Raw genomic sequence first — 22,916 nt, forward strand, 5'->3', positions numbered from 1 at the left:
CCAGTGTAGGCAATTCGGACGATTTCCGCCGCAACGGGCAATGGTTCGGTATTCTAAGACGAGCAGGTCCGGGCCGGCCGGACTTTTCACGAATGCAAAAGGAGCTGCTGCAATGGCGGAGCTTAATTGGACCGAACTTGACCAGCGCGCAGTAGACACGGGGCGCGTGTTGGCTGCCGATGCTGTCCAGAAGGTCGGAAACGGGCATCCTGGCACGGCGATTTCCCTATCGCCGTTGGCATATACACTTTTCCAGAAGGTTATGCGCCACGATCCCTCGGATGATCAGTGGATCGGGCGCGATCGTTTCGTCCTCTCTATCGGACACTCCTCGCTTACCCTGTACAACCAGCTCTTCTTGGCTGGCTATGGGCTCGAGCTTGACGATATCGCATCGCTGCGTACATGGGGCTCCCTCACACCGGGCCATCCCGAGTACAAGCACACCAAGGGCGTAGAAATGACCACCGGCCCGCTGGGTCAGGGCCTGTCCTCCGCTGTTGGCATGGCCATGGCCTCCCGCCGCGAACGCGGATTGTTCGATCCGGAAACACCCAAGGGCGAATCCCCCTTCGATCACTTCGTCTACGTTGTGGGCGGCGAAGGTTGCTTAGAGGAAGGCGTCACCTCCGAAGCCAGCTCGCTAGCCGGAACCCAGCACCTAGGTAACCTCATCTTCATCTGGGACGATAACCGCATTTCAATCGAAGACGATACGGTCATTGCCTTCTCCGAAGATGTTCTGGGCCGCTATGCCGCCTACGGCTGGCACACCCAGCATGTTGACTGGACCAACGGTGGTACCGAATACAGCGAAGATGTGGATGGCCTCTACAACGCCCTCCTCAATGCCCAGAAGGTGACGGATAAGCCGTCCATCATCCGCCTGTCCACGATCATGGCGTGGCCATCGCCCACGAAGCAGGGAACAGGCGCCGCACACGGTTCGGCGCTTGGAGCCGAAGAAGTTGCCAACCTCAAGAAGATTCTCGGCTTCGATCCTGAGGTTGATTTCCCCGCCGATCCCGAGCTTGTTGCACAAACTCGCGCAAATGCCAAGGCCAATGCCGAAGCCGCTCGCGGGCAGTGGGATGAGCAGATGGCCTCATGGCGCGCGGCACACCCGGACCGCGCCGACCTTCTGGATCGCTTGGAGAAGAAGGAGCTGCCAGAGGGTTGGGACGATGCCCTGCCCACCTTCGAGATCGGTTCCTCCCTCGCCACGCGCGCCGCCTCCGGCAAAGTCCTGAGTGCTCTGGCTCCGGTGCTCCCCGAACTCTGGGGTGGCTCCGCCGATCTGGCCGGATCCAACAACACAACGATGGCCGGCGAACCCTCGTTCCTGCCCGCAGATCGCGTATCAGCGGACTTTGACGGTAACGAATACGGCCGCACCCTCCACTTCGGTATCCGCGAACACGGCATGGGTGCCATCGTCAATGGCATCGTCCTGCACGGCCTGACCCGCGCCTACGGCGGCACGTTCTTCGTGTTCGCCGATTACATGCGTGGGGCGGTCCGGTTGTCCGCTGTCATGAACATTCCGTCCGTATTCGTGTGGACTCACGATTCGATCGGTGTTGGCGAGGATGGTCCTACCCATCAGCCCATCGAGCACCTCTGGGCCTACCGCGCCATTCCGCAGCTGGACATTGTTCGCCCGGCAGATGCTAACGAAACGGCAGCCGCGTGGAAGTCCATCATCGAGCGCAATGAGGGCGGCCCCGCGGGCCTCATCCTCTCGCGCCAGAATCTCCCGGTTCTCGAAGGCACCAGCGCCGAGGGCGTTGATAAGGGCGGATACGTGCTTGCCGATTCCCCAACCGGCACCGTTGATGTGCAACTTCTGGCCACCGGATCAGAGGTCTCACTTGCTGTGGACACGCAGAAGGCACTGGCCGAAGAAGGAATCGGGGCACGCGTTGTCTCGCTTCCCTGCCTCGAATGGTTCGAGCAGCAGGATCAGGCCTACCGCGATTCTGTGATCCTTCCCGATGTGAAGGCTCGCGTTTCCGTTGAGGCCGGTACAACCTTCGGGTGGGCCGGTTACGTTGGCGATGCTGGCCGCAGCGTAGGAATCAACCACTTCGGCGCTTCCGCCGCCGGTGGCAAGCTGTTCGAAGAGTTCGGCTTCACTGTGGAGACCGTAGTTTCCGCCGTCAAGGAATCCATCGCCGCCGCGTAGGCATTTGTCAGCTGGACGCCGCACGCCTCTTCATGGGGCGTGCGGCGTCTGCGTATACTGTGTGGGCGCCCAGCGCGCATCAAGGTGTATTTCAAGTAGAGGTGAGACGTGTCCAACCCATTGCGCCAAGGCCGCGATACTAGACTTCAACGAATCGCTGGCCCGTGTGGCATCGTATTGTTTGGAATTACGGGCGATCTGGCTCAGCGCAAGATTCTGCCCGCCCTCTACGATTTGGCCAGCCGCGGCCTGCTTCCCCCGTCCTTCTCCATCATCGGCGTAGCGCGCCGTCACATCGAGAACATCGAAGAGGTTGTGGAGAAATCTATCCGCAACGGTGCGAAGATGCCGGTTACGGATACCACGTTGGGGCAGCTTCTGTCCGGATTTAGTATGGTTGAAGGGCAGTTTGACCACGACGAGACCTATGTTGCGCTCGGCCGGCGCATGCAGGAAATCGATGAGGTACGGGGCACAGGAAGTAACTATGCTTTCTACCTCTCCATTCCTCCTGAGCTGTTCCCAACCGTCCTAGGCGGAATCGGTGATGCAGGCCTTCAATCGGGCCCGGATGGTTCGTGGCGGCGTGTGGTGATCGAAAAGCCATTCGGCCACGATCTTGCCTCCGCACAGGCTCTGGACGAAGTGGTCACTAGGGTGTTCGATCCCGATTGCGTTTTCCGGATCGATCATTACCTTGGCAAAGAAACGGTTCAGAACGTGTTGGCACTCCGATTTGCCAACGAAATCTATGAATCCGTGTGGAATTCCAACCACGTGGATCATGTACAGATCACCATGGCCGAGGATATCGGCATCGGCTCACGCGCCGGATACTACGACGGCATCGGTTCTGCCCGTGATGTCATCCAGAACCATCTTCTCCAACTGCTGGCACTCACCGCGATGGAGGAGCCCAACAGCTTTAGTGCTGAAGCCCTGCGCGTTGAAAAGGAAAAGATCCTTGACGCCACCTCCTTCTATGGGCCCGTCAGCGAATCTGCCGTGCGTGCGCAGTATTCGTCCGGCTGGCAGGGTGGCCAATGGGTGAAGTCCTATCTGGAGGAAGATGGCATCCCAGCAGATTCCATCACCGATACCTACGCGGCCCTCCGGCTTGGGATCCATACGCGGCGCTGGGAGGGCGTGCCGTTCTATCTACGCGCCGGTAAGCGCCTTGGCCGCCGTGTTTCCGAGATTGCCGTGGTGTTCAAATATCCTCCCTTCCTCCCCTTCGATTCCACGGCTGGCATGGGCCACAACACGCTCGTGATTCGGGTGCAGCCACAGGAAGGTATTACCTTCAAGGTGGGGTCCAAGGTTCCCGGATCTGCGATGCGGCTGCGGGACGTCACGATGGATTTCGCCTACGGCCACGCGTTCACCGAGTATGCCCCCGAAGCTTACGAACGGCTGATCCTTGACGTTCTGCTGGGTGATCCGCCGCTCTTCCCTCAGCAGAACGAAATCGAGACCTCGTGGCGGCTGATCGATCAGGCTGTTGAGTACTGGGAATCCCATCCAGAAACACTCGATACGTATGGCCCAGGAACGTGGGGGCCAGAGTGCGCCGATAAGATGCTGGCACGCGATGGCAACGAGTGGCGACGCCCCTGATTTTCAAGGAATACCATGATCATTCACATGAATAACATCTCCTCAACCGCTGTGGGCACCCGCATGGAGGAGCTGCGCGATACCGTTGGTTCCGTGGCTCTGGGGCGCGTCCTCACACTCGTCATCATCGCACAGGATGAAACCGGCGTTCGCGATGGCATGCAGGCTGCGGCTGGCGCCTCGCGCGCCCACCCGTGCCGGATCATCACGCTACTTCCCATCGAATCCGAGGAATCGCGCCTTGACGCTGAGATCCGTGTGGGAGCGGAGGCAGGGCTGTCAGAGATCGCCATACTGCGCTGCTATGGCGGCGCAGCTTCGGATCTCGAAACGGTTCTCTCCCCTCTGATCCTGCCCGATACTCCCATCGTTGCGTGGTGGGTCCAAGAGGTCCCAGCCAATACATCACAAACCTCCGTGGGATCGCTTGCTCAACGCAGGATAACCACCTCACGTTTCCTCGGAGATCCGCTTGAGCACCTGTGCACGATGCGCGATACCTACACAGCTGGCGATACCGATTTGGCGTGGGCGGGGATGACCCTGTGGCGCAATCACCTAGCCGCCATGCTCGACGAGCCTCCCGAGGAACCCGTCACGGGGGTGACAGTGTATGGGGCGGAAGGCCATCCCTCGACCTATCTGCTGGCAGGCTGGCTAGCTTTGCGCTTGCAGGTACCGGTCCGCACTGAGCCGAACGAGGCTACGGTCCTCACTGAGGTATGCCTCCACCGAGAATCGGGAGATCTGCGGCTGGTCCGACCAATCGGATCGGAGATCGCTGACATGGAGCGCCCAGGGCGGCAAACCCAGCGCGTCAACCTTCCGGTCCGCACGTTGGAAACCATGCTCATCGAAGAACTCCGCTCTATGACGGCAGATACCGCCTACGGAGAGGTTCTAGAAAAGGGGCTGGAGCTCCTGGACGTTCCGGAGTTTCGCCGCTAGTTCCTCCTAGCGCTCAAGTACCCAGCCCCGTTCAGCCCGCACCGCAAAGCGGACACTGTCACCTACGGAGCGGGGAGCGCTAGCGTCCCATTCGTGCACAACCAGTGTTCCCACCTCTGTTTCCACCTCGGTCTGGCTCCTGCTTCCAGCGAATGCCGAACCGATCACCTGACCCGTGTCTCCCACAACATCTGCGGCGTGTGGAGCCTTCCTCAGCGTGATGGACTCCGGTGGGAGCACCAGCATCGCCGGGCCGATACGCAGCCCCGGGTGGCATGGAATTTCATACTCCAAGCGGCCCAGCTGAACGCGTGCGTGATGCGAATCGGGGCGGCCCAGCACGATAACGGACAGAATATTCTCCAAGCCCAGAAGGTCGGCGACGAAGCGGGAGGATGGGCGCCGATACACGTTCATAGGAGTATCCAGCTGGACGATTTCCCCTTGGCGCATCACGGCCACTCGATCGGCCATGAGGAAGGCGTCCTCTAAATCATGGGTCACATACACGGCCGCTAGGCGCCCGCGCACCACCTGCGCCTTGACGTCACGGCGGATGTCGCGGCGCAGCGGCGCCTCAACATGCGATAACGGTTCATCCAACAGGAGCACGCGTGGACGCCGCACGAGAGTTTGTGCCAGAGCTACGCGCTGGGACTGACCGCCGGAAAGAGATGCGGGGCGGGTAGCCCCCAAGCCGTTGATGTTCAGGTTGGCCATGGCTATATCGATCAGATCGTTACGCTTGCCCTCTGGCGTCCTCGCATCATCCAGCCCATATCCGATGTTCTCCCGCACGGACAGCCCGGGGAACAGCACGGGGCTCTGGAACACGAGCCCCGTCTCGCGTTCCTCCGGCGGTATACCAGAAACATCAACGGAATCGATGCTCACTGTGCCCCTACTCTGGATGAGTCCAGACAGGGCGTGAAGCAGCGTTGATTTGCCGCATCCCGAGGGACCCACAATCACGAGGACCTCCCCCGGTGCCACCCGGAAGCTCACATCGTGGAGAGTGAAGGTCCCGAGGGTCAGGCTCAGATCCCGCACCGTCAATCCATAGGGCGAGATACTCATGTGTGCCTCCATGCTCGAGAGTTGGAATCGATGATCACATCGAACAGTATGACAACGCCCAGGATGGCTCCACACGTCAGAAGGCCCGTGACCATGGCAAGGGCGAACGCTTCGTCCGATTGGCCGCCCGCGGCAAGCCTCAGGAGCTGGGGTGTGGCCAGCTGAATGCTGCCTGGCTGGACGAAGACCAGCGGGGAAAGGTTGGTCAGCAACGCACCAGTTTCCGTGCACAGGGAGGCGACGACCATCGGGGCAACATAGGGAAAATCAACACTCAAGAGGACCCGTGCAGGGCCGGCACCCAAGTCGCGGGCGGCAGCGGCGGCATCTGTTGTCCGTAAGGAAAGCAATCCGAGCAAAAGAAGAGTCGAGACCGGCGTGCACACAGCAAGCGCCGCAAGAAAGAGTCCAATCCATCCCCCGGCAGCCGATCCCCCGCCAACAACTGCCGGTATCACCACGGTCTCACCCATTCGTACGGGCACCCGGAGAGCTGTTGCATAGACGGCCCCGATAGCTGTGGGCGAGGTGAACAGCATGAAGATCACAAGGAAGATTCCGTAGGATCGCACATGCCCGTGTGCACGGATAATCGCCGTAGACAACACCAATGCGCAGGCGGCTCCCACCGGAACAGCTACGCCGATCAGTATCACGGTGGGGAGAACGGAGGTTGTGGGGACACTCCCATTCTCAGAGGACACGATAGACCCGCCCGCGATGGTCAGAACGATTCCGGCGATCAACACTGTGCTGGCCACAACTGCGGCGCCCGCGGTGGCCTTCACCCACGCCGGAATATTCGAGGAGTGCAGGACATCGGCGATCCGGTTTCGCGAACTCAGGCGTGCCGCCCCGCCATGCCTCCAGAATCGTGCCCGCGTCACCACGAAGGTCATGAGCACGGTTGGCACTAACATGAGGAGCGCAGCACGCACCACGCTGGGGCCAGCGGCACCGGCAGAAACTGCGCGAAACACGTGCGAGGCCAGATGCGATTCGTGGCCACCGTACAACTCGTAGATCCCAGGATCAGAGAAGAGTTGGAACACTCCCCACATCCAGGCGAGAGCCGCGCCCTTGGCCCAGTTCGGTAACACCGTCAGGCGCCACGATGTACGCGTAGGCAGGCCGAGACTACGTGAGAGCATCAGGGTCTCAACATCAATAAAACGCAGTGCCACCGCCTGCCCGAACACGGCTGCCGGAAGCACGATGATGCTCGAGGAAAGCAGGAGGTGCGGGTCTCCTAACCACCGGTCAACGGCATGAGCCACGATGACCGGCGGAAACACGAACGGAATCGCGCAGGCGATGAAAAGAATCCGCCGGGCTCCACGGCCGCACACTGTATAGCCAAACAGCACAATTCCCAGAGCTAGCACCGCAGCAATCAGTGATGAGGCCATGGGCAGCGCGAGTGATCTCAGAGTTAGCCCGATCAGGGCATTCCACGAGGTGACCGGCAACGGCGCTGCAGGGGTTTCACGCCAGGCAAGAACAAAGGGAAACACCACGGCCATGGACACCACAGCTAGGACCGCAACGGGAAGGGCGCGCCTAATAGGTCCCATTGCGTACCTCCGTTGCCCACACCGTGATGAGCTGAGCCCGTACCTGAGCCGCTTGGGACACATCGCCGCCCAGCACGGGCACGGGGAGCACCTCAAGTTCATCGATGAGGTTCGGGGACAAAGCCATCGTGGTATACGATTGCGGGACTTGAGAGGTGGATGCCACTTGCCCCTCGGGGGATACGGCAAAGTTGACGAACTCCCGCCCCGCCTGAACATTGTCAGATCCAGCCAGCAGCCCAACGGCGCCTACTTCATAGCCAGTCCCGTCTTCGGGATAGGCCAGCTCCACGGGGGCACCGGCAGCCCGTTCAGCTTGGCAGTACGGAGCAAACGATATGCCAACTGCTGCGTTACCTCGGCCAACATTGCGCGCCACTGCCGTTCCCGAATCCAAGTAGCCCTGAAGGTTTCGTTCGAGAGACTTCATGTAGGCCACCATGCCCTCAGTTCCGCCCAACCGGGAGTATTGCACCCACAACATGGTGGAGGCGGTGCCCGAAAGCAGCGGGCTAGACATGAGAATTTCATCTTCATAATCGGAACTGAGGAGATCCTCCCATGTTTCCGGTACCTGACTCACCAGTTCGGTGTTCACACAGAAGGAGAGGATTCCGCCGTACACACCGGCCCAATAACCATTGGCATCACGAAGGCTATGAGGAAGCTTCTTCACGGCGGGCAGGTCCCCAATGGGAGAGAGGAGATCCTCCCCAGCAGCCTCCACATACGATTCGGCGGGACCACCTAACCACACATCGAATTCCGGTTGGTCGGCGCTGACTCGGATACGTCCCAGCGCCTCGGAGGTGGGCAGCCGCACGGTGTGAACGGTGATACCCGTTTGCTTTTCGAAGGCTTCGGCCACAGCAAGGCACGATTCCACATTGTTGGAGCAGAGTACCGATAGTTGAGCCTTCGGCGGTTGGGCCCACACGATTCCAGCGACCGCCAGCCCAACCACAACGGTTCCGGCCAACAATCGCTTCACCTGCCCACGGGCCCACCGTGAATGCCACCATGTCACTTTGCTACTCTATCCGCCACGCCCGTAAACGTACGTGAGGGCACCCAGAACGTGGAACTGGGTGCCCTCACATCAATCGGTCAGTGGACTTAGCTTTCCATGGCCTCGGCTTCGGCCGCGCGGTGCTCGATGAGCTTGCGCTCATCCTTACCAACGATGAACATGAAGATCACGGCGATCACACACACGCCCACCATGACACCCCATGTGACATCCCATCCGAAGTTGTGGATGAGAACGCCAACGCCAGTGGAGGCGAGGGTGGCGCCAAGGATGTAACCGAACAGTCCGGTGAATCCGGCGGCTGTTCCCGCAACATTCGTGGGTGAAAGATCGATTGCCTGCAATCCGATCAACATGACAGGACCGTAGATGAGCCCGCCAATGAACGCGATCAGAAGGTAGAACATCCAGATCGGTGCCGTTGCTGGCAGCAGCCAGTAGAAGAGGATCGCAACGCCGGTTCCGGCCAGGAAGAGCATTCCCGCGCCCGAACGCCAGCCCTTGAATACCTTGTCGGATACCCAGCCACACAGGAGGGTACCCACGATGCCAGCCAACTCGAAGATGGCGAAGCCCATGATTCCGTCCGACACTTCTGCGCCGGTGTAATCGCCAAGATAGACCGGGATCCAATTGAGCACGCCGTACCGCAGCGTGTATACGAACACGTTGGTGAGCGCGAGTAGGACAACCACCCGGTTGGTCAGCACGTGCTTGACAACGATCTTGCCCCAGGACATATCGGATAGTTCTTCGTCCGACATCTCCACCTTGGCTGGATCGTGGCGGTATTCCTCGATCGAAGGAAGGCCAACGGCCTCGGGACGGTCGCGAATGAGGAAGAAGGAGATCGCCGCGACAACAAGTGCGATGATCGCCGGGAACCAGAAAGCTGGGCGCCAGTCATCAGGCGATGTGGCCCAATTCTGGAGAGCGAAAGCGGAGGCGATACCAACACCAGCGCCGCCTACGTTGTGGGCGCAGTTCCAAATGGAGGTCTTCCAACCGCGCTCGTTCGTGGAGAACCAGTGTACGAGCACGCGGCCTGATGGAGGCCAGCCCATTCCTTGGAACCAACCGTTGATGAACATCATGGTGGCAAAGAGGCCAACCGATGCAGTAATCACCGGAACAAATGCTACGAGCAGGTTCATGACGGCCGAAAGGGCAAGGCCCAGCGGCAGGAAGTAGCGAGCGTTTGCACGATCGGAGAGCATCGCCATGAAGAACTTCGAGAGTCCGTAGGCGATCAGCACAGCGTTGGCAACAATGCCAATCTGCACGGTGTTCATAATGTCGTGATCATTGAAAATCTGCGACACGATGGACACGTTGTTACGAATCAGATAGAAACCGGCATACCCGAGGAAGATACCCAGAAATACCTGGCCGCGCAGGCGAGGATACTTTGCAGCAGCCTCCTCATCGCTCACGCGCGGTGCGGCGGGTGGTGCTGATAGGAAACCCAGACCGCCCTTCGACTTTGAAGCCATTGTCTTTCCCTTGATGGAACGAATAGTTACAGCTCCATCATGGGCCACCCTCAGTGACAGGCCGCTCAATGTTCGGTCACTGACGGTGACAGCCGTGTTACCTAGGAGGCCACCAGCCGGTAGCCTTTACCCCGCACAGCGTTGACCATAGCCGGGTCTCCCCCAACTTGCTCGAGATGCTTGCGTAGCCGATACACCGCTGTCTTGATCATTTCCCGCCCGCCTACGGTCGCGCTCGTGGCCCAGGCTTCATTCAAGAGTTGCTTCGGGCCAACGATTTCCCCTTCGTGTTCGGCCAGAGTTGCCAACACGCGGAACTCGGTAGCACCAAGATCGATCCGTTGGCCGTTCCACCACGCCCGCTCACTGCGCAGCTCCAGCCGCAGCTGGCCACACACCACAACGTCATCGGCCCCTTGCGTTCCGCCCATCGTCCGGCGAAGAACGGCCTGTGCCCGCAATGCGAGCTCACGCGGGCTGAAGGGCTTGGACACGTAATCGTCAGCTCCCGCCTCCAACCCCCGGATCCTGTCCTTTTCGTTGGCCAACGCCGTCAGAAGGATAATGGGCACATCGTCTCCACCCGCCCGGATACGCTGAGTCAGCTCAAAGCCGGTCATGTCCGGCAACATGACGTCCAGAATGACGATGTCCACGGCATGGTGCTGTAGAAGCTCCCACGCCTGGTGGCCATTCGTGGCTGACATGGCATCAAAATCATTGGTTTCAAAGGCAAAGGTGACGATTGACACCATCTGTGGCTCATCGTCCACTACCAGCACCGTGGGCTTCATCTATCCTCCTCAGATACGTGATCGGGGCCGGGCACGTGCTCAGGTAGCTGCACAACGATCGCCGTTCCCCTGCCCACGTCCGTATCCACCATCACGCGCCCGCCGAGTGATACAGCGATCCGCTTGACCACCATCATGCCGAGGCCGCTTCCTGGCCTGCGGGTAGAGCCGGTAGAAAAGGGGGCGAACAGCGCCTCAAGATCCGTGTCTGTCATTCCGGAGCCGTCATCGATCACGGAAATAGTGCAGCCGCCTTCGGAGCTGGCCCGCACTGAGATCGTGATGGCCGAATCCGGCCCGGCGTGCCGCGCCGCGTTGTTCACAAGGTTCCAGACCATCTGGCGGACTTGGTTCTCATCGGTCACGATGGGAATGAGGCCGCCTGAGGCTTCCACGCGTATTGGCGTGCCCAGAATGCGGCGGACCTCGCGCGCGCAGCCGGAGACGACCGCCCGAATGTCCACAAGTTCCATACGTGTTTGGATTCCGCCAGATTCGAACTTTGCGGCTGTCAGCATGTTTTCCGCCATGTCGATCACCAGCTGGGTGTTATCGGCAATCGTGGTGACAAACGTGGCTTGGATGGGGGTAAGCGGACCGGGAGTTTCCTCGGCTAAGAGTTCGGCGGCCCCGCGCACAAGAGCAAGTGGTGTGCGGATCTCGTGTGACACAACAGCCGGCTGGCGATCCAGCATGTCCACTCGCGCGGCAAGCTGGGCCTGCCTACGCCGGGCGCGCACAAGCTGAACGGTGAGTACCGCACAGCACAGAGCTGCTATCGCCGCAACTATCCAGCCCGCCCACACGGTGACACGTGCTTAAGCGAACTTGGTGGCAAGCCCAATGAGCACCACAACGATGGCCCATACGATGGCTACGCCCACGGTGATACGGTTCAGGTTCCGCTCGGCCACGCCAGAAGAACGCATGGATGTGGAGATGCCGCCTCCGAACATATCGGAGATTCCGCCGCCCTTGCCCTTATGTAGCAGGATGGAGAGGACGAGCAGCAAGCTGGTGATCACCAGCAGGACTTGGCAGACGATAAGCAGAACTTGCACGAGTTTCCTTTGATAATGCGAACGGCACTCAGTGTACAGGACGCGCGGGCCACCAAAAGCTGGCAGCCCGCGCGTCCTGTTGTGACTTACTTGAGGAAAGTGACGATCTTCGAGAATTCGTCAGCCTTCAGGCTGGCCCCGCCAACAAGCGCGCCGTCAACATCTGGCTGACCCATGATGTCACGCACGTTGCTGGACTTGACCGAACCGCCATACTGAATGCGAACAGCATCCGCCACGCCCTGATCGTACAGTTCAGCGATGCGAACGCGAATGGCGCCGCACACTTCCTGAGCGTCCTCGGGTGTTGCAACTTCTCCGGTGCCGATGGCCCAGATGGGCTCATAGGCGATCACGGATTTGGCCACCTCTTCGGCGCTGAGTCCGGCCAACATCGCGTTGATCTGGCCTACAACGTATTCCACGTGTGTCCCAGCCTTGCGAATCTCCAGAGCTTCGCCACAGCACATGATCGGGATGATGCCAGCGTCCAGTACCTTCTTGGCCTTGGCACCAACCAGTTCGTTGGATTCGCCGTGGTATTCGCGGCGCTCAGAGTGGCCCACTACTACGTAGCTGCAGCCCAGCTTCGTCAGCATTCCCGTTGAGATTTCGCCTGTGTAGGCGCCCTCATCGTGAGTGGAGACGTCCTGAGCGCCGTAGCTGATGGGGAGATCATCGGCATCAACGACGGTTTGAACCGTGCGGATATCGGTGAACGGAGGAACAACAACCACTTCGGTGGCTGCGTAATCGTGCCCGAGATCCTTCAGTGTAAGCGCGAGCTTTTGTACTAGATGATTAGCCTCGAGGTGATCGAGATTCATCTTCCAGTTACCCGCCATGATTGGGGTACGTGCCATTTTTCAGTCCTCCAGAACTGCGATTCCAGGAAGCTCCTTGCCCTCGAGGAATTCGAGGGAGGCGCCACCACCGGTTGAAATGTGCGAGAACTTCGATTCATCGAAGCCAAGGTTGCGAACTGCGGCAGCTGAATCTCCACCGCCCACGATGGAGAAGCCATCTCCATCTTCGAGAGCCTGTGCAACGGCCTTCGTTCCTGCGGCGAACGCTTCAAATTCGAACACACCCATCGGGCCGTTCCAGACGATCGTTTGAGAATCGGCGATAGCGCCCGCATAGGCAGCGCCGGATTCTGGTCCGATATCCAGTCCCATCTGGTCCGCGGGGATTGAGTCCGCACTCACCACGGTAGCCGGGGAATCCGCTTTGAATTCAGGGGCGACGACGACGTCCGTTGGCAGCATCAGCTCAACACCGTTCGCCTTGGCGCGCTCAATGTAGGAGCCGGCAGTCTCTACCTGATCTGCTTCTAGGAGCGAGGAGCCGATCTCATATCCCTGAGCCTTGAGGAAGGTGAAGGCCATGCCGCCACCAATGAGGAGACGGTTGGCCTTATCGAGCAAATTATCGATCACGCCAATCTTGTCCGAGACCTTCGAGCCACCGAGTACAACGGTGTAGGGGCGATCCGGGCTCTGGGTGGCCTTGGACAAGGAATCGATTTCCTTGAACACAAGCTCGCCAGCGGCGGAGGGAAGAAGCTTCGCGATGTCGTATACCGAGGCCTGCTTGCGGTGAACAACACCGAAGCCGTCGGATACGAACGCATCGGCCAGAGCTGCGTATTCGGCAGCTAGTGCCTCGCGATCAGCATCAACCTTGGAATCCTCGCGCTTGTCGAATCGGACGTTCTCCAGGAGGAGTACCTGCCCGTTCTCTAGCGCGGCGGCGCGGGAGGTAGCGTCCTCACCAACGGTATCGCCAGCAAGTGTCACCTCTTGGCCCAGCAGCTCGCTCAGCCGAGCAGCGACGGGTGCTAGGGAGAACTCCGGCTTGACCTGACCCTTCGGGCGGCCCAAATGAGCTGACACAATCACCTTGGCGCCGGCATTCACCAGCCGGTTGAGGGTGGGCAGGGCGGCGCGAATACGGCCATCGTCAGTGATGTTGCGATCGGCATCCAGCGGAACGTTAAAATCCGAGCGGACGAAAACCTTCTTGCCGGAAAGATCACCGAGTGAATCAATAGTGCGCATGTAGTTTCCTTTCGAAAATAGGTGCCCGCACACTGAGTGTGCGGGCACCTATCGAATTCACGAAGCTCAGAGCTTCGAGGCCACGAGCTCGGTCAGATCGACGAGGCGGTTAGAGTAACCCCACTCGTTGTCATACCAAGAAAGGACCTTGACGAGGCGTCCAACAACCTTCGTCTCGGTTGCATCGAAGATCGAGGAATGAGGATCGCCCACGATATCCGTGGAAACAATCGGATCCTCGGTGTACTTGAGAATGCCCTTGAGCGGACCCTCAGCGGCGGCCTTCACCGCAGCCTGAATCTCCTCAACCGTCAGATCCTTGGAGGCCTCGAACGTGAGGTCCGTCAGGGAGCCGGTGGGGGTGGGAACGCGAACGGCGAGGCCGTCGAACTTGCCCTTGAGCTCTGGGATCACCAGAGCAACAGCCTGAGCCGCACCAGTCTTGGTGGGGATCATGTTGAGGGCAGCTGCGCGTGCACGGCGGAGATCCGAATGAGGAGCATCCTGCAGGCGCTGATCGCCGGTGTAGGCATGGATGGTGGTCATGATGCCACGCTCGATGCCGAACTCATCGTTCAGGACCTTTGCCAACGGCGCCAAGCAGTTCGTGGTGCAGGAGGCATTGGAGATGATGTTCTGGGTGGCAGAATCGTAATCCTGCTCGTTCACGCCGATAACGAAGGTGCCGTCCTCATTCTTTGCCGGAGCAGAGATGACAACCTTCTTGGCGCCACCATCAAGGTGGGCCTTGGCCTTCGTGGCATCCGTGAAGAAGCCAGTGGACTCAACAACGATATCTACGCCGAGTTCGCCCCAAGGAAGATCAGCAGGGTTGCGCTCAGCGAGCACCTTGATTACCTTGCCATCAACCGTGATCGATCCATCGCCAGCAGCAACTTCACCCGGGAAGCGGCCCATGATCGAATCGTACTTGAGCAAGTGTGCGAGGGTCTTGGTATCGGTGAGATCGTTTACTGCAACAACGTCAAGATCAGCGCCCTGCTCTTTGAGGGCACGGAAGAAGTTGCGTCCGATGCGGCCAAAACCGTTAATTCCAACGCGAATGGTCACTCTATTCCTCCTAGTGTGCATGCACACGTCTGGTTTCACGAGCGGTTAGGCCCGTCCGTACCGAACCCTTTCGTTCGGTCATCGGTCCTTAGTCTAACCGTTTCAGCGATTATGTGTTGGGCGAGAAGTCCCCTGTTTTTCTTTTCACTTTTAGCGTATGTTCCCTCAGCCCCTGTCAATTCCGCGTTCGGCTGCGTCCACGGCTGCCAACGTTCCCGGGATGCCCAGCTCGCTGGCGCGGCGATCGGCCATGGTATTGAGCCGGCGCAGGCGTCCGGCCACGGCATCCTTGGTAGCTGGCGGATTGAGCCGCTCCCCCAAGAGGTTCAGCGAATCCTCCGGGTACTTCATCCGGAACTCGCCAGCCTCGCGCAGGTTGTCCGGAACATCCTCGCCGAGAATCTCAAAGGCACGCTTGACCCGAATCACCGCCACTACCGCCGCGTCAGCCGAACGGCGCATGTTCGCATCATCGAAGTTAGCAAGGCGGTTGGCTGATCCGTGAACCTCGCGTTCAACGCGCAGCTCTTCCCATTTGATCACCGAATCGTTTGCGCCCATACGCGCCAGCATCTGTGAAATCGCATCGCCTTCGCGTATATCCACGCGGTGGGCACCACGCGATTCGCGGGCGCGGTACGGGATCTCCATTCTGCGGGCAAGGCCGCCGATTGCGTACGAGGCCTCAAGAGAAGGGCACACAAGCTCGAGCGACGCGTTGCGCCCAGGTTCCATCAGGGATCCGCGGGCGAGGAAGGCGCCACGCCACGCGGAAGCAGCATCTGCCTTGCTCCCGCCAATGACTGACGGGGGTAGGCCGCGCACGGGACGCCCATAGGAATCGAGGAGCCCGAGCCTGCGCGCGATACGTTCACCATCGCGCGCCACTCGCACGAGGTAATGGTTTCCCTGCCGCATGGATGTGGACACGGCAACAAGCTCAGGTTCCACGTTCCACAGCTGCTTAACGAGTTCCCACAAGTGGCGGGCGCTCGCAGCGTGGCCCAGCTCCGCCTGTACGCTGACGCGCCCAGAGTTGATATTCAAACCTCCGCCGAAGCGGAACATCGCGCTCGCTTCTGCAGTTGCGCTGGATACGATCCGAGGACGAACCGCAGCAAGCTCATCTTTGACAAATTGGGTTAGGGCCGGCATTGAGCTTCTCTCTAGGACTTACACTTCTTCGAAGGCATCACGGTAGGCGGCGGCGAATCGAAGGGTATCGTGCCGCGGCGAGTCATCATTCATTCTAACGTGACGCACCAGCAATGTGGCGCCGCATTCCGCGGCCTCACGCTCAATCTCACTACGATCATCGATGACATCCGGATCGATGATGATGACGTCTAGGCCCAGATCCGGCGCATGATCGCGGAAAGACCGGATGTGTTCGCCAACCGTCAGCCCTCGAGTTTCCTTCTCAGAGCGCAGGTTCAGCGCAAGTACGCGCTTCGCCTTGGTCTCACACAGGGCCTTGTACAGATCGGGAACTAACAGATGGGGAAGAATTGACGTGTACCACGATCCCGGGCCAAGCATGACCCAATCGGCTTCACGGACTGCGTCCAGAGCCTCCGGCTGAGCTGGCGGGTTCTCCGGCAGCAGCCGGATGTGATCTACGTGGCCCAACGTTGTGGCAACGGCAACTTGGCCGCGAACTGTTTCGCAGCTTCCATCCTCCGTCACATCAGCTTCGATCTTCAACGGCGTTGATGACATGGGAAGAACACGGCCCCGAATCTCAAGAAGCTGGCCCACCCATTCGAGCGCTGGCACCGTGCCGCCCAGCTGTTCCCAGAGCGCCACGATCAGGAGATTTCCTAGCGCGTGCCCGTCAAGCGGGCCATTCGATGTGAAGCGATGCTGCAAAACGTCACGCCACGTTTGCCCCCATTCGGAATCATCACACAGAGCGGACAGCGCCATGCGAAGATCCCCTGGAGGTAACAGCCCGAATTCCTCACGGAGCCGGCCAGATGAGCCACCATCGTCCGCAACGGTGACCACCGCCGTGATGTTATCGGTGAGAAGCCTCAGGGCGGACAAACTGGCGTAGAGCCCATGGCCTCCACCCAGTGCGACTACTTGTGGCCCACGTGCTCCACGGCCCGGCATTTATTCCCTCCCTAGATCGCGATGCAAGGTCCGAACTGTCCGGCCCCTCTTTCGCAGCTCCTCCGATATGGCTTCGGCGATCGCAACAGATCGGTGCTTGCCACCGGTGCATCCGATGGCAATGGTGACAAACGGCTTCAGCTCGCGTGAATACCCGTCAAGTATGGATGCCATCAGCTCGCTGTAGCCGGCAACGAACTGCGCAGCGCCCTTTTGCTCAAGAACGAAATCAGCAACCGCCTGATCATGGCCGGACAGGTGGCGCAATTCGCTCACCCAGTACGGATTGGGCAGGAAGCGCACATCGGCCACATTATCGGCGTCCAGCGGCAGGCCGTACTTGAAGCCGAAGGACATGACGGTCACCTGGAGATCGGTGGGCGATTCATCCTTGACGAGGTGGCGAATCCTGCGTGACAGATCGTGAACTGACAGCTTCGAGGTATCGATGATCGTATCTGCGCGATCCTTCAGGCCCTTGAGCTGGCGGCGCTCCTCATGGATCCCGTCCAGTAGGCGGCCATCGCCCTGCAAGGGATGTGGCCGGCGCACGGATTCGAAACGGCGGACCAATTCGTCGTCGTCACAATCCAAGAACAGGAGGCGATATCCAAGCCCGCCTTCGCGCAACTGGTCAAGCGTCACGCTCAACTCGGAAAACTCGCGCGAACGAACGTCCACAACGGCTGCCAAGCGCTTCACTCCACCATCTGGGGTCATCAACCCTGCGAGGGCGCGCAGAAAACGGGGAGGAATATTATCGACAACGTACCAATCCAGATCCTCGAGCGTTGCAGCAGCGCGCGTACGCCCGGCACCGGACATGCCCGTGATCACAAGGATCTCTGGGAGTTCTGTGGGCGGCAAGGAGGCTTCGGCGTCCTGCTGAGAAATGCCCAGCGGAATCTTGCCCGTATCGTTGATATCGCTCATACCCACCATCTTGCCATACGGGTGGCGCCCGTCACCTATCCGATTCCGCTTCGGGAGCAAGTGCTTGGGAAATGGTGGCAGCCAACGCTGGGCCGATGCCGGGAGCGTTTTGGAGCTCCTGAGAAGTTGCAGCTCGAATCTTCGCAACGGAGCCGAAGTACTTGAGGAGAGCCTTCTGTTTGGCCGGCCCCAAACCAGAAATGGAGTCCAAAGCCGATCGGGTCATGGCTTGGCCACGCTTCTTGCGGTGGAAGGTAATGGCGAAGCGATGGGACTCATCACGCAGCTGCTGGAGAAGCCGGAGCGCAGGAGATGTGCGGGGGAAGATCACGGGGAACGCCTCCCCCGGAACCCACACCTCCTCGAGACGCTTCGCCAAGCCCACAATCTTGACATCCGCCCCCAACTCATCCACCACGCGCTGGGCCGCGTTGACTTGAGGAAGGCCGCCATCCACAACCAAGAGATCCGGCCGATATGCGAATCGCCGCGGCGCACCCGTGGACTGTCCCGACCCCTCGAGCGCAGCCTCAGTTGGCTCATCTTCCGCGCCGCCTGCATCATCCCCAGCCGCACCGGACACGAGCCGCGCAAGCCGCCGGCGCAGGACCTCGTCCATCGCTGCCGTATCGTCTGGAACACCGTTGCCATCCGGGCCGCGCACGATGAAGTGGCGATAATCCGCCTTCTTGGATAGCCCATCTTCAAACACCACCATGGAGCCCACCTGCTGGTGGCCTTGGGTGTGAGAGATGTCGTAACACTCGATCCGCAGCGGTGCGCGGTCAAGTTCCAATCCCTCGCGCAACTCTTCCAACGCCTGAGAGCGCACCGTAATATCGGCGGCGCGCGCCATCTTGTGGCGCTGGAGTGCTTGAACGGCGTTCTCGTGAACGGTTTCCGCCAAGTGTGCCTTGTTCCCGCGCCGAGGCACCTTAAGGTGAACGGGGCGGTCCCCGCGCCGGTTCCTCAGCCACAGCTCCACCTGAGCCTGATCCTCCGGGAGTTCAGGAACCCAGATCTGGCTGGGGATGGCGTCCGTTCGAGTGTGCTTGCGATCGTCAATGGCCGTGGATTCGGCGCGGCGTGGATCCACCGCATCGTAATCGCGATCTCCATACACTTGGAGCAGCAGTTCGGCAACGATCTCCGCATTGCTCATCCCGCCGATCTGCTCGGACACCCAGCCGCGCTGGCCACGGATGCGCCCGCCGCGCACGAAAAACACTTGAACGGAAGCTTCCAGTTCATCCGATTCCAGACCGAAAATATCCGCGTCAAGATTTTCATCGAACACCACCACGTTGCGTTCGCCGGCTGCCTCAAGGGCCGATACCTCATCGCGTAGGCGGGCGGCCCGTTCAAACTCTTCGCGCGTGGCCGCATCCATCATCTCTTTCTTGCGCGCACGGATAATTCCCGATGTGTCGCCCTCCAGAAAATCGACGATCTCAAGTGCCGTCTCACGGTGCTGTTCCGGGCCAATCCGGCCCACACACGGCGCGGTACATTTTCCGATATAGCCGAACAGGCACGGCCTGCCAGCCCGCTCAGCCTGATTGAACTGACCCTTGGTGCACGAACGCATGGGAAAGGCCGTCAAAATGTTGTCCAGCGTTTCGCGGATTGCCCAGACCTTGGTATAGGGACCGAAGTATCTGGTTCCCGCCCTGTGCTTCTCGCGGGTGATCCACACCCGTGGATACTTCTCGCCCAATGAGATCGCCAAGTAGGGATAGGACTTGTTATCGCGGAACACCACGTTGAACCGTGGCTCGAACTCCTTGATCCACGAATACTCGAGGGTCAGGGCTTCAACCTCAGAGCCCACCACCACCCATTCCACACGGCTGGCGGTATGAACCATCTGACGGATGCGCGGGGAAAGCCCGCGTTCATCCTGAAAGTAGTTCGCCAATCTGGCACGAAGGCTCTTCGCCTTGCCAACGTACAACACGCGGCCCTCGTGATCGCGGAAACGGTAGACACCCGGCTGGGCCGGGATACTTCCCGGAGCCGGGCGATAACTTGCCGGATCTGCCATGGTTAACCTGCGTGAACCAGCGGTGCGAGGAACTGGCCGGTGAACGATTCCTTGTTGGTTGCCACCTGCTCAGGGGTTCCTTCTGCCACAACCATGCCTCCTCCGGCACCGCCTTCTGGACCCATATCAATGATCCAGTCCGCAGACTTGATGACATCCAGATTGTGTTCGATCACAATCACGGTATTACCTTTATCTGCCAGCGATTGCAGCACTTGAAGTAGCTTACGGACATCTTCAAAGTGTAGACCCGTGGTGGGCTCATCGAGAATATAGACGGTCTTTCCCGCCGATCGGCGGTGCAGCTCAGACGCCAACTTCACGCGCTGGGCCTCGCCTCCAGAAAGCGTTGTGGCCGCCTGTCCCAGATGCACGTACCCGAGGCCAACGGATTCCAGAGTCTTGAGATAACGGGTGATCGATTGAATCGGATCGAAGAACTCGCTGGCCTCGTGGATCGTCATGTTCAGCACGTCAGAAACCGACTTGCCGCGGTACTTCACTTCGAGGGTTTCGCGGTTGTAACGCGCTCCGTGGCATACCTCGCACGGCACATATACGTCCGGCAGGAAGTTCATTTCGATCTTGAGCGTGCCATCGCCCTTGCACGCCTCACAGCGCCCGCCCTTCACGTTAAAGGAGAAGCGGCCCGGCCCGTAGCCGCGAACCTTCGCCTCCTGAGTCTGGGCGAAAAGCGTCCTGATCTTGTCCCACACCCCCGTATAGGTTGCCGGATTCGAACGTGGAGTGCGCCCGATCGGTGATTGATCAACGTGCACGACCTTGTCTAAATCATCCGCACCGGTGACCGCCTTGTGGCGCCCGGGAACCCCGTGGGCACCATTCAGCTGGTTGGCCAACGCCTGATACAAGATCTGATTAACCAACGTGGACTTGCCCGATCCGGACACTCCCGTGACCGCAATCATGCACGAGAGCGGAAAATCCACCGTGACGTTATCGAGATTGTTTTCCCGGGCGCCACTCACCCGGATCTTCTTCTTCGGATCGATGGCTCGCCGCTCGGGCGGCAAGGGGATCTGGCGCTGACCAGATAGGTACTGTCCGGTGACCGAGCGATCGTTGGTGAGGATTCCCTCCACTGGTCCCGAGTACACGACTTCGCCGCCGAGTTCGCCCGCACCAGGACCGATATCTACCAGCCAGTCCGCCATGCGGATGGTCTCCTCATCGTGTTCCACCACGATCAGGGTGTTGCCGAGATCCCTCAGCTTGGTGAGTGTGGCAATGAGGCGAGCGTTATCACGCTGATGGAGGCCGATCGAGGGTTCGTCCAGTACATAGAGGACGCCCACGAGCCCCGAACCAATCTGGGTGGCCAATCGAATCCGCTGCGCTTCGCCACCGGAAAGAGTGGCCGCTCCACGCGAGAGCGTGAGGTAGGTGAGCCCCACGTCCACCAAGAACCCGAGCCGTAGCTGCACCTCCCGCAAAACCTGCGCAGCGATAGCGGCCTGACGTGAATCGAGAGTGAGATCATCGAGGAAGTCCTTGGCCTCTGAGATCGAGAGCTCACACAACTCGTGAATGTTCTTGCCGTCCAGCCGAACCGCCAGCACCTCCGGACGCAACCGCGCTCCGTGACACACAGGGCACGCCACCTGACGCATGTAGCCCTCGTAGCGCTCCCGAGACCAAGAAGATTCCGTTTCATCGTGCTTGCGCATGACGTAGTGAAGAACTCCTTCGAAGCCAGAGGAGTAGATGCGCTCCTTGCCCCACCGGTTCCGGTACTTGACCTTTACCTTGTAGTCCTTGCCGCGCAGGATCGCGTTTTTCGCTGCCTTAGGCAGATCCTCCCACGGTGTATCCACCGTGAAGTCCAGCTCCTCACCGAGTGCCTCAAGCTGGCGGGTGAAGAAATCCTGATGGCTGGTCCACGGTTTGATCGCACCATCGGCCAGTGTCAGTTCCTCATCTGGCACCACGAGATCCGGGTCAACCTCAAGACGCGATCCGATTCCATCACACTCGGGGCAAGCACCGTAGGGAGCATTGAAGGAGAAGGTTCGCGGCTCGATCTCCTCAAGAGAAAGCGGATGATCGTTTGGGCATGCCCGCTTCTCCGAATACCGCCGGAGGCGTTCAGGATCATTGTCCTCACGGTCCACAAACTCGATCACCACGATGCCATCAGCCAACCGAAGGGCAGTTTCGATTGAATCTGTCAGACGGGTGCGGATGCCATCGCGGGAGACGAGGCGGTCCACGACAACATCGATGTTATGCCGAAGCTTCTTTTCCAGCTTGGGAGGGTTATCCAAGCGCACCAACTCGCCATCAACACGCGCGCGCGTGTACCCCTGAGCGGCTAGATCATCGAATACGTCCTGATATTCTCCCTTGCGCCCGCGCAGCACCGGAGCGAGCACCTGAAAACGTGTGCCCTCTTCGAACTGCTCGATGCTATCCACGATCTGTTCGGCGCTTTGCGCCTGAATGCGCTCGCCACACACCGGGCAAAACTGCTCCCCTGCCCGGGCGTACAGCAATCGAAGGTAGTCATACACCTCGGTCACGGTTCCCACCGTGGATCGGGGATTACGATTCGTGGATTTCTGATCGATCGAGACGGCTGGTGAGAGTCCCTCAATGAAATCCACATCCGGCTTATCCATCTGGCCAAGGAACTGACGCGCATACGAACTCAAGGATTCGACATAACGGCGCTGGCCCTCAGCAAAAATGGTATCGAAGGCCAAGGATGACTTGCCGGAACCGGACAGACCCGTGAACACAATCATCTTGTCACGGGGAAGCTCGATGGAAACGTCCTGAAGATTATGTTCCCGGGCGCCTTGTACTTGGATCAGATCACTCACATCGAGAATCATACACCGATGGAACAACTGTTCGATGCCTGACGCCTTGTGTTTTGCTACGGGCATGCCAC

Annotated in this window: 18 protein-coding genes; 3 read left to right on the plus strand and 15 right to left on the minus strand. The window is 59.6% G+C overall.

The window, feature by feature from the left end:
* The first annotated feature begins 112 nt into the window (after positions 1-112).
* From tkt to ACTHV6_RS04060, 3 genes are all read left to right on the plus strand, one after another.
* Positions 113-2,185 (plus strand): transketolase, encoded by a 2,073-nt coding sequence (gene tkt, locus ACTHV6_RS04050; protein ID WP_441385992.1) that lies wholly within the window; start codon positions 113-115, stop codon positions 2,183-2,185.
* Between the two features lie 108 nt (positions 2,186-2,293).
* Positions 2,294-3,802: a glucose-6-phosphate dehydrogenase gene (gene zwf, locus ACTHV6_RS04055; RefSeq protein WP_441385993.1), complete on the plus strand. Its 1,509-nt coding sequence runs from the start codon at positions 2,294-2,296 to the stop codon at positions 3,800-3,802.
* A 15-nt stretch (positions 3,803-3,817) separates the two neighbouring features.
* Positions 3,818-4,750 (plus strand): glucose-6-phosphate dehydrogenase assembly protein OpcA, encoded by a 933-nt coding sequence (locus tag ACTHV6_RS04060; protein ID WP_441385994.1) that lies wholly within the window; start codon positions 3,818-3,820, stop codon positions 4,748-4,750.
* Positions 4,751-4,756: 6 nt separating this feature from the next.
* Here ACTHV6_RS04060 and ACTHV6_RS04065 read toward each other — a convergent pair whose 3' ends face one another.
* From ACTHV6_RS04065 to uvrA, 15 genes are all read right to left on the minus strand, one after another.
* Positions 4,757-5,827: an ABC transporter ATP-binding protein gene (locus tag ACTHV6_RS04065; RefSeq protein ID WP_441385995.1), complete on the minus strand. Its 1,071-nt coding sequence runs from the start codon at positions 5,825-5,827 to the stop codon at positions 4,757-4,759.
* Entirely contained in the window at positions 5,824-7,401 is a 1,578-nt protein-coding gene (locus tag ACTHV6_RS04070; protein ID WP_441385996.1) for a hypothetical protein, read from the minus strand. The genes ACTHV6_RS04065 and ACTHV6_RS04070 overlap by 4 nt, the downstream gene beginning before the upstream one ends.
* On the minus strand, positions 7,388-8,428 hold the full coding sequence (locus ACTHV6_RS04075) for an extracellular solute-binding protein (protein ID WP_441385997.1): 1,041 nt from the start codon (positions 8,426-8,428) through the stop codon (positions 7,388-7,390). Before ACTHV6_RS04075 ends, ACTHV6_RS04070 begins: the two co-directional genes overlap by 14 nt.
* 89 nt (positions 8,429-8,517) lie before the next feature.
* A complete protein-coding gene (locus ACTHV6_RS04080) occupies positions 8,518-9,924 on the minus strand; it encodes an MFS transporter (protein ID WP_441385998.1) in 1,407 nt (468 codons plus the stop codon).
* Positions 9,925-10,025: 101 nt separating this feature from the next.
* Positions 10,026-10,718 (minus strand): response regulator transcription factor, encoded by a 693-nt coding sequence (locus ACTHV6_RS04085; RefSeq protein ID WP_441385999.1) that lies wholly within the window; start codon positions 10,716-10,718, stop codon positions 10,026-10,028.
* A complete protein-coding gene (locus ACTHV6_RS04090) occupies positions 10,715-11,458 on the minus strand; it encodes a sensor histidine kinase (protein ID WP_441386000.1) in 744 nt (247 codons plus the stop codon). The genes ACTHV6_RS04085 and ACTHV6_RS04090 overlap by 4 nt, the downstream gene beginning before the upstream one ends.
* A 78-nt stretch (positions 11,459-11,536) precedes the next feature.
* Positions 11,537-11,779 (minus strand): preprotein translocase subunit SecG, encoded by a 243-nt coding sequence (secG, locus tag ACTHV6_RS04095; RefSeq protein ID WP_441386001.1) that lies wholly within the window; start codon positions 11,777-11,779, stop codon positions 11,537-11,539.
* Positions 11,780-11,865: 86 nt separating this feature from the next.
* Positions 11,866-12,642 (minus strand): triose-phosphate isomerase, encoded by a 777-nt coding sequence (gene tpiA / locus ACTHV6_RS04100; RefSeq protein ID WP_441386002.1) that lies wholly within the window; start codon positions 12,640-12,642, stop codon positions 11,866-11,868.
* 3 nt (positions 12,643-12,645) lie between these two features.
* Positions 12,646-13,839, minus strand: coding sequence for a phosphoglycerate kinase (locus ACTHV6_RS04105; RefSeq protein WP_441386003.1), 1,194 nt, complete (start codon positions 13,837-13,839; stop codon positions 12,646-12,648).
* 66 nt (positions 13,840-13,905) lie between these two features.
* Complete coding sequence (gene gap, locus ACTHV6_RS04110) at positions 13,906-14,910, minus strand: type I glyceraldehyde-3-phosphate dehydrogenase (RefSeq protein ID WP_441386004.1); 1,005 nt, start codon at positions 14,908-14,910, stop codon at positions 13,906-13,908.
* A 165-nt stretch (positions 14,911-15,075) separates the two neighbouring features.
* Positions 15,076-16,065: a DNA-binding protein WhiA gene (gene whiA / locus ACTHV6_RS04115; RefSeq protein WP_441386005.1), complete on the minus strand. Its 990-nt coding sequence runs from the start codon at positions 16,063-16,065 to the stop codon at positions 15,076-15,078.
* A gap of 18 nt (positions 16,066-16,083) precedes the next feature.
* On the minus strand, positions 16,084-17,025 hold the full coding sequence (locus ACTHV6_RS04120) for a gluconeogenesis factor YvcK family protein (protein WP_441386006.1): 942 nt from the start codon (positions 17,023-17,025) through the stop codon (positions 16,084-16,086).
* Positions 17,026-17,958, minus strand: coding sequence for an RNase adapter RapZ (gene rapZ, locus ACTHV6_RS04125; protein ID WP_441386007.1), 933 nt, complete (start codon positions 17,956-17,958; stop codon positions 17,026-17,028).
* 31 nt (positions 17,959-17,989) lie between these two features.
* Positions 17,990-20,002, minus strand: coding sequence for an excinuclease ABC subunit UvrC (gene uvrC, locus ACTHV6_RS04130; protein WP_441386008.1), 2,013 nt, complete (start codon positions 20,000-20,002; stop codon positions 17,990-17,992).
* A 2-nt stretch (positions 20,003-20,004) separates the two neighbouring features.
* The gene (gene uvrA / locus ACTHV6_RS04135; RefSeq protein ID WP_441386009.1) at positions 20,005-22,845 is read right to left on the minus strand and encodes an excinuclease ABC subunit UvrA; all 2,841 of its coding nucleotides are present in this window, start codon (positions 22,843-22,845) and stop codon (positions 20,005-20,007) included.
* Positions 22,846-22,916 lie beyond the last annotated feature (71 nt).

The sequence above is a fragment of the Ancrocorticia sp. genome, assembly GCF_052089425.1.
Classification (GTDB): domain Bacteria; phylum Actinomycetota; class Actinomycetes; order Actinomycetales; family Actinomycetaceae; genus Ancrocorticia.

What these genes read in the sequence shown, in the direction of transcription:
- whiA (WP_441386005.1), bottom strand. Translation starts at nt 16,065, where the DNA reads ATGCCGGCCCTAACCCAATTTGTCAAAGATGAGCTTGCTGCGGTTCGT.
- ACTHV6_RS04065 (WP_441385995.1), bottom strand. Translation starts at nt 5,827, where the DNA reads ATGAGTATCTCGCCCTATGGATTGACGGTGCGGGATCTGAGCCTGACC.
- ACTHV6_RS04070 (WP_441385996.1), bottom strand. Translation starts at nt 7,401, where the DNA reads ATGGGACCTATTAGGCGCGCCCTTCCCGTTGCGGTCCTAGCTGTGGTG.
- ACTHV6_RS04080 (WP_441385998.1), bottom strand. Translation starts at nt 9,924, where the DNA reads ATGGCTTCAAAGTCGAAGGGCGGTCTGGGTTTCCTATCAGCACCACCC.
- tkt (WP_441385992.1), top strand. Translation starts at nt 113, where the DNA reads ATGGCGGAGCTTAATTGGACCGAACTTGACCAGCGCGCAGTAGACACG.
- tpiA (WP_441386002.1), bottom strand. Translation starts at nt 12,642, where the DNA reads ATGGCACGTACCCCAATCATGGCGGGTAACTGGAAGATGAATCTCGAT.
- uvrC (WP_441386008.1), bottom strand. Translation starts at nt 20,002, where the DNA reads ATGGCAGATCCGGCAAGTTATCGCCCGGCTCCGGGAAGTATCCCGGCC.
- ACTHV6_RS04085 (WP_441385999.1), bottom strand. Translation starts at nt 10,718, where the DNA reads ATGAAGCCCACGGTGCTGGTAGTGGACGATGAGCCACAGATGGTGTCA.
- ACTHV6_RS04105 (WP_441386003.1), bottom strand. Translation starts at nt 13,839, where the DNA reads ATGCGCACTATTGATTCACTCGGTGATCTTTCCGGCAAGAAGGTTTTC.
- rapZ (WP_441386007.1), bottom strand. Translation starts at nt 17,958, where the DNA reads ATGAGCGATATCAACGATACGGGCAAGATTCCGCTGGGCATTTCTCAG.
- ACTHV6_RS04120 (WP_441386006.1), bottom strand. Translation starts at nt 17,025, where the DNA reads ATGCCGGGCCGTGGAGCACGTGGGCCACAAGTAGTCGCACTGGGTGGA.
- ACTHV6_RS04060 (WP_441385994.1), top strand. Translation starts at nt 3,818, where the DNA reads ATGATCATTCACATGAATAACATCTCCTCAACCGCTGTGGGCACCCGC.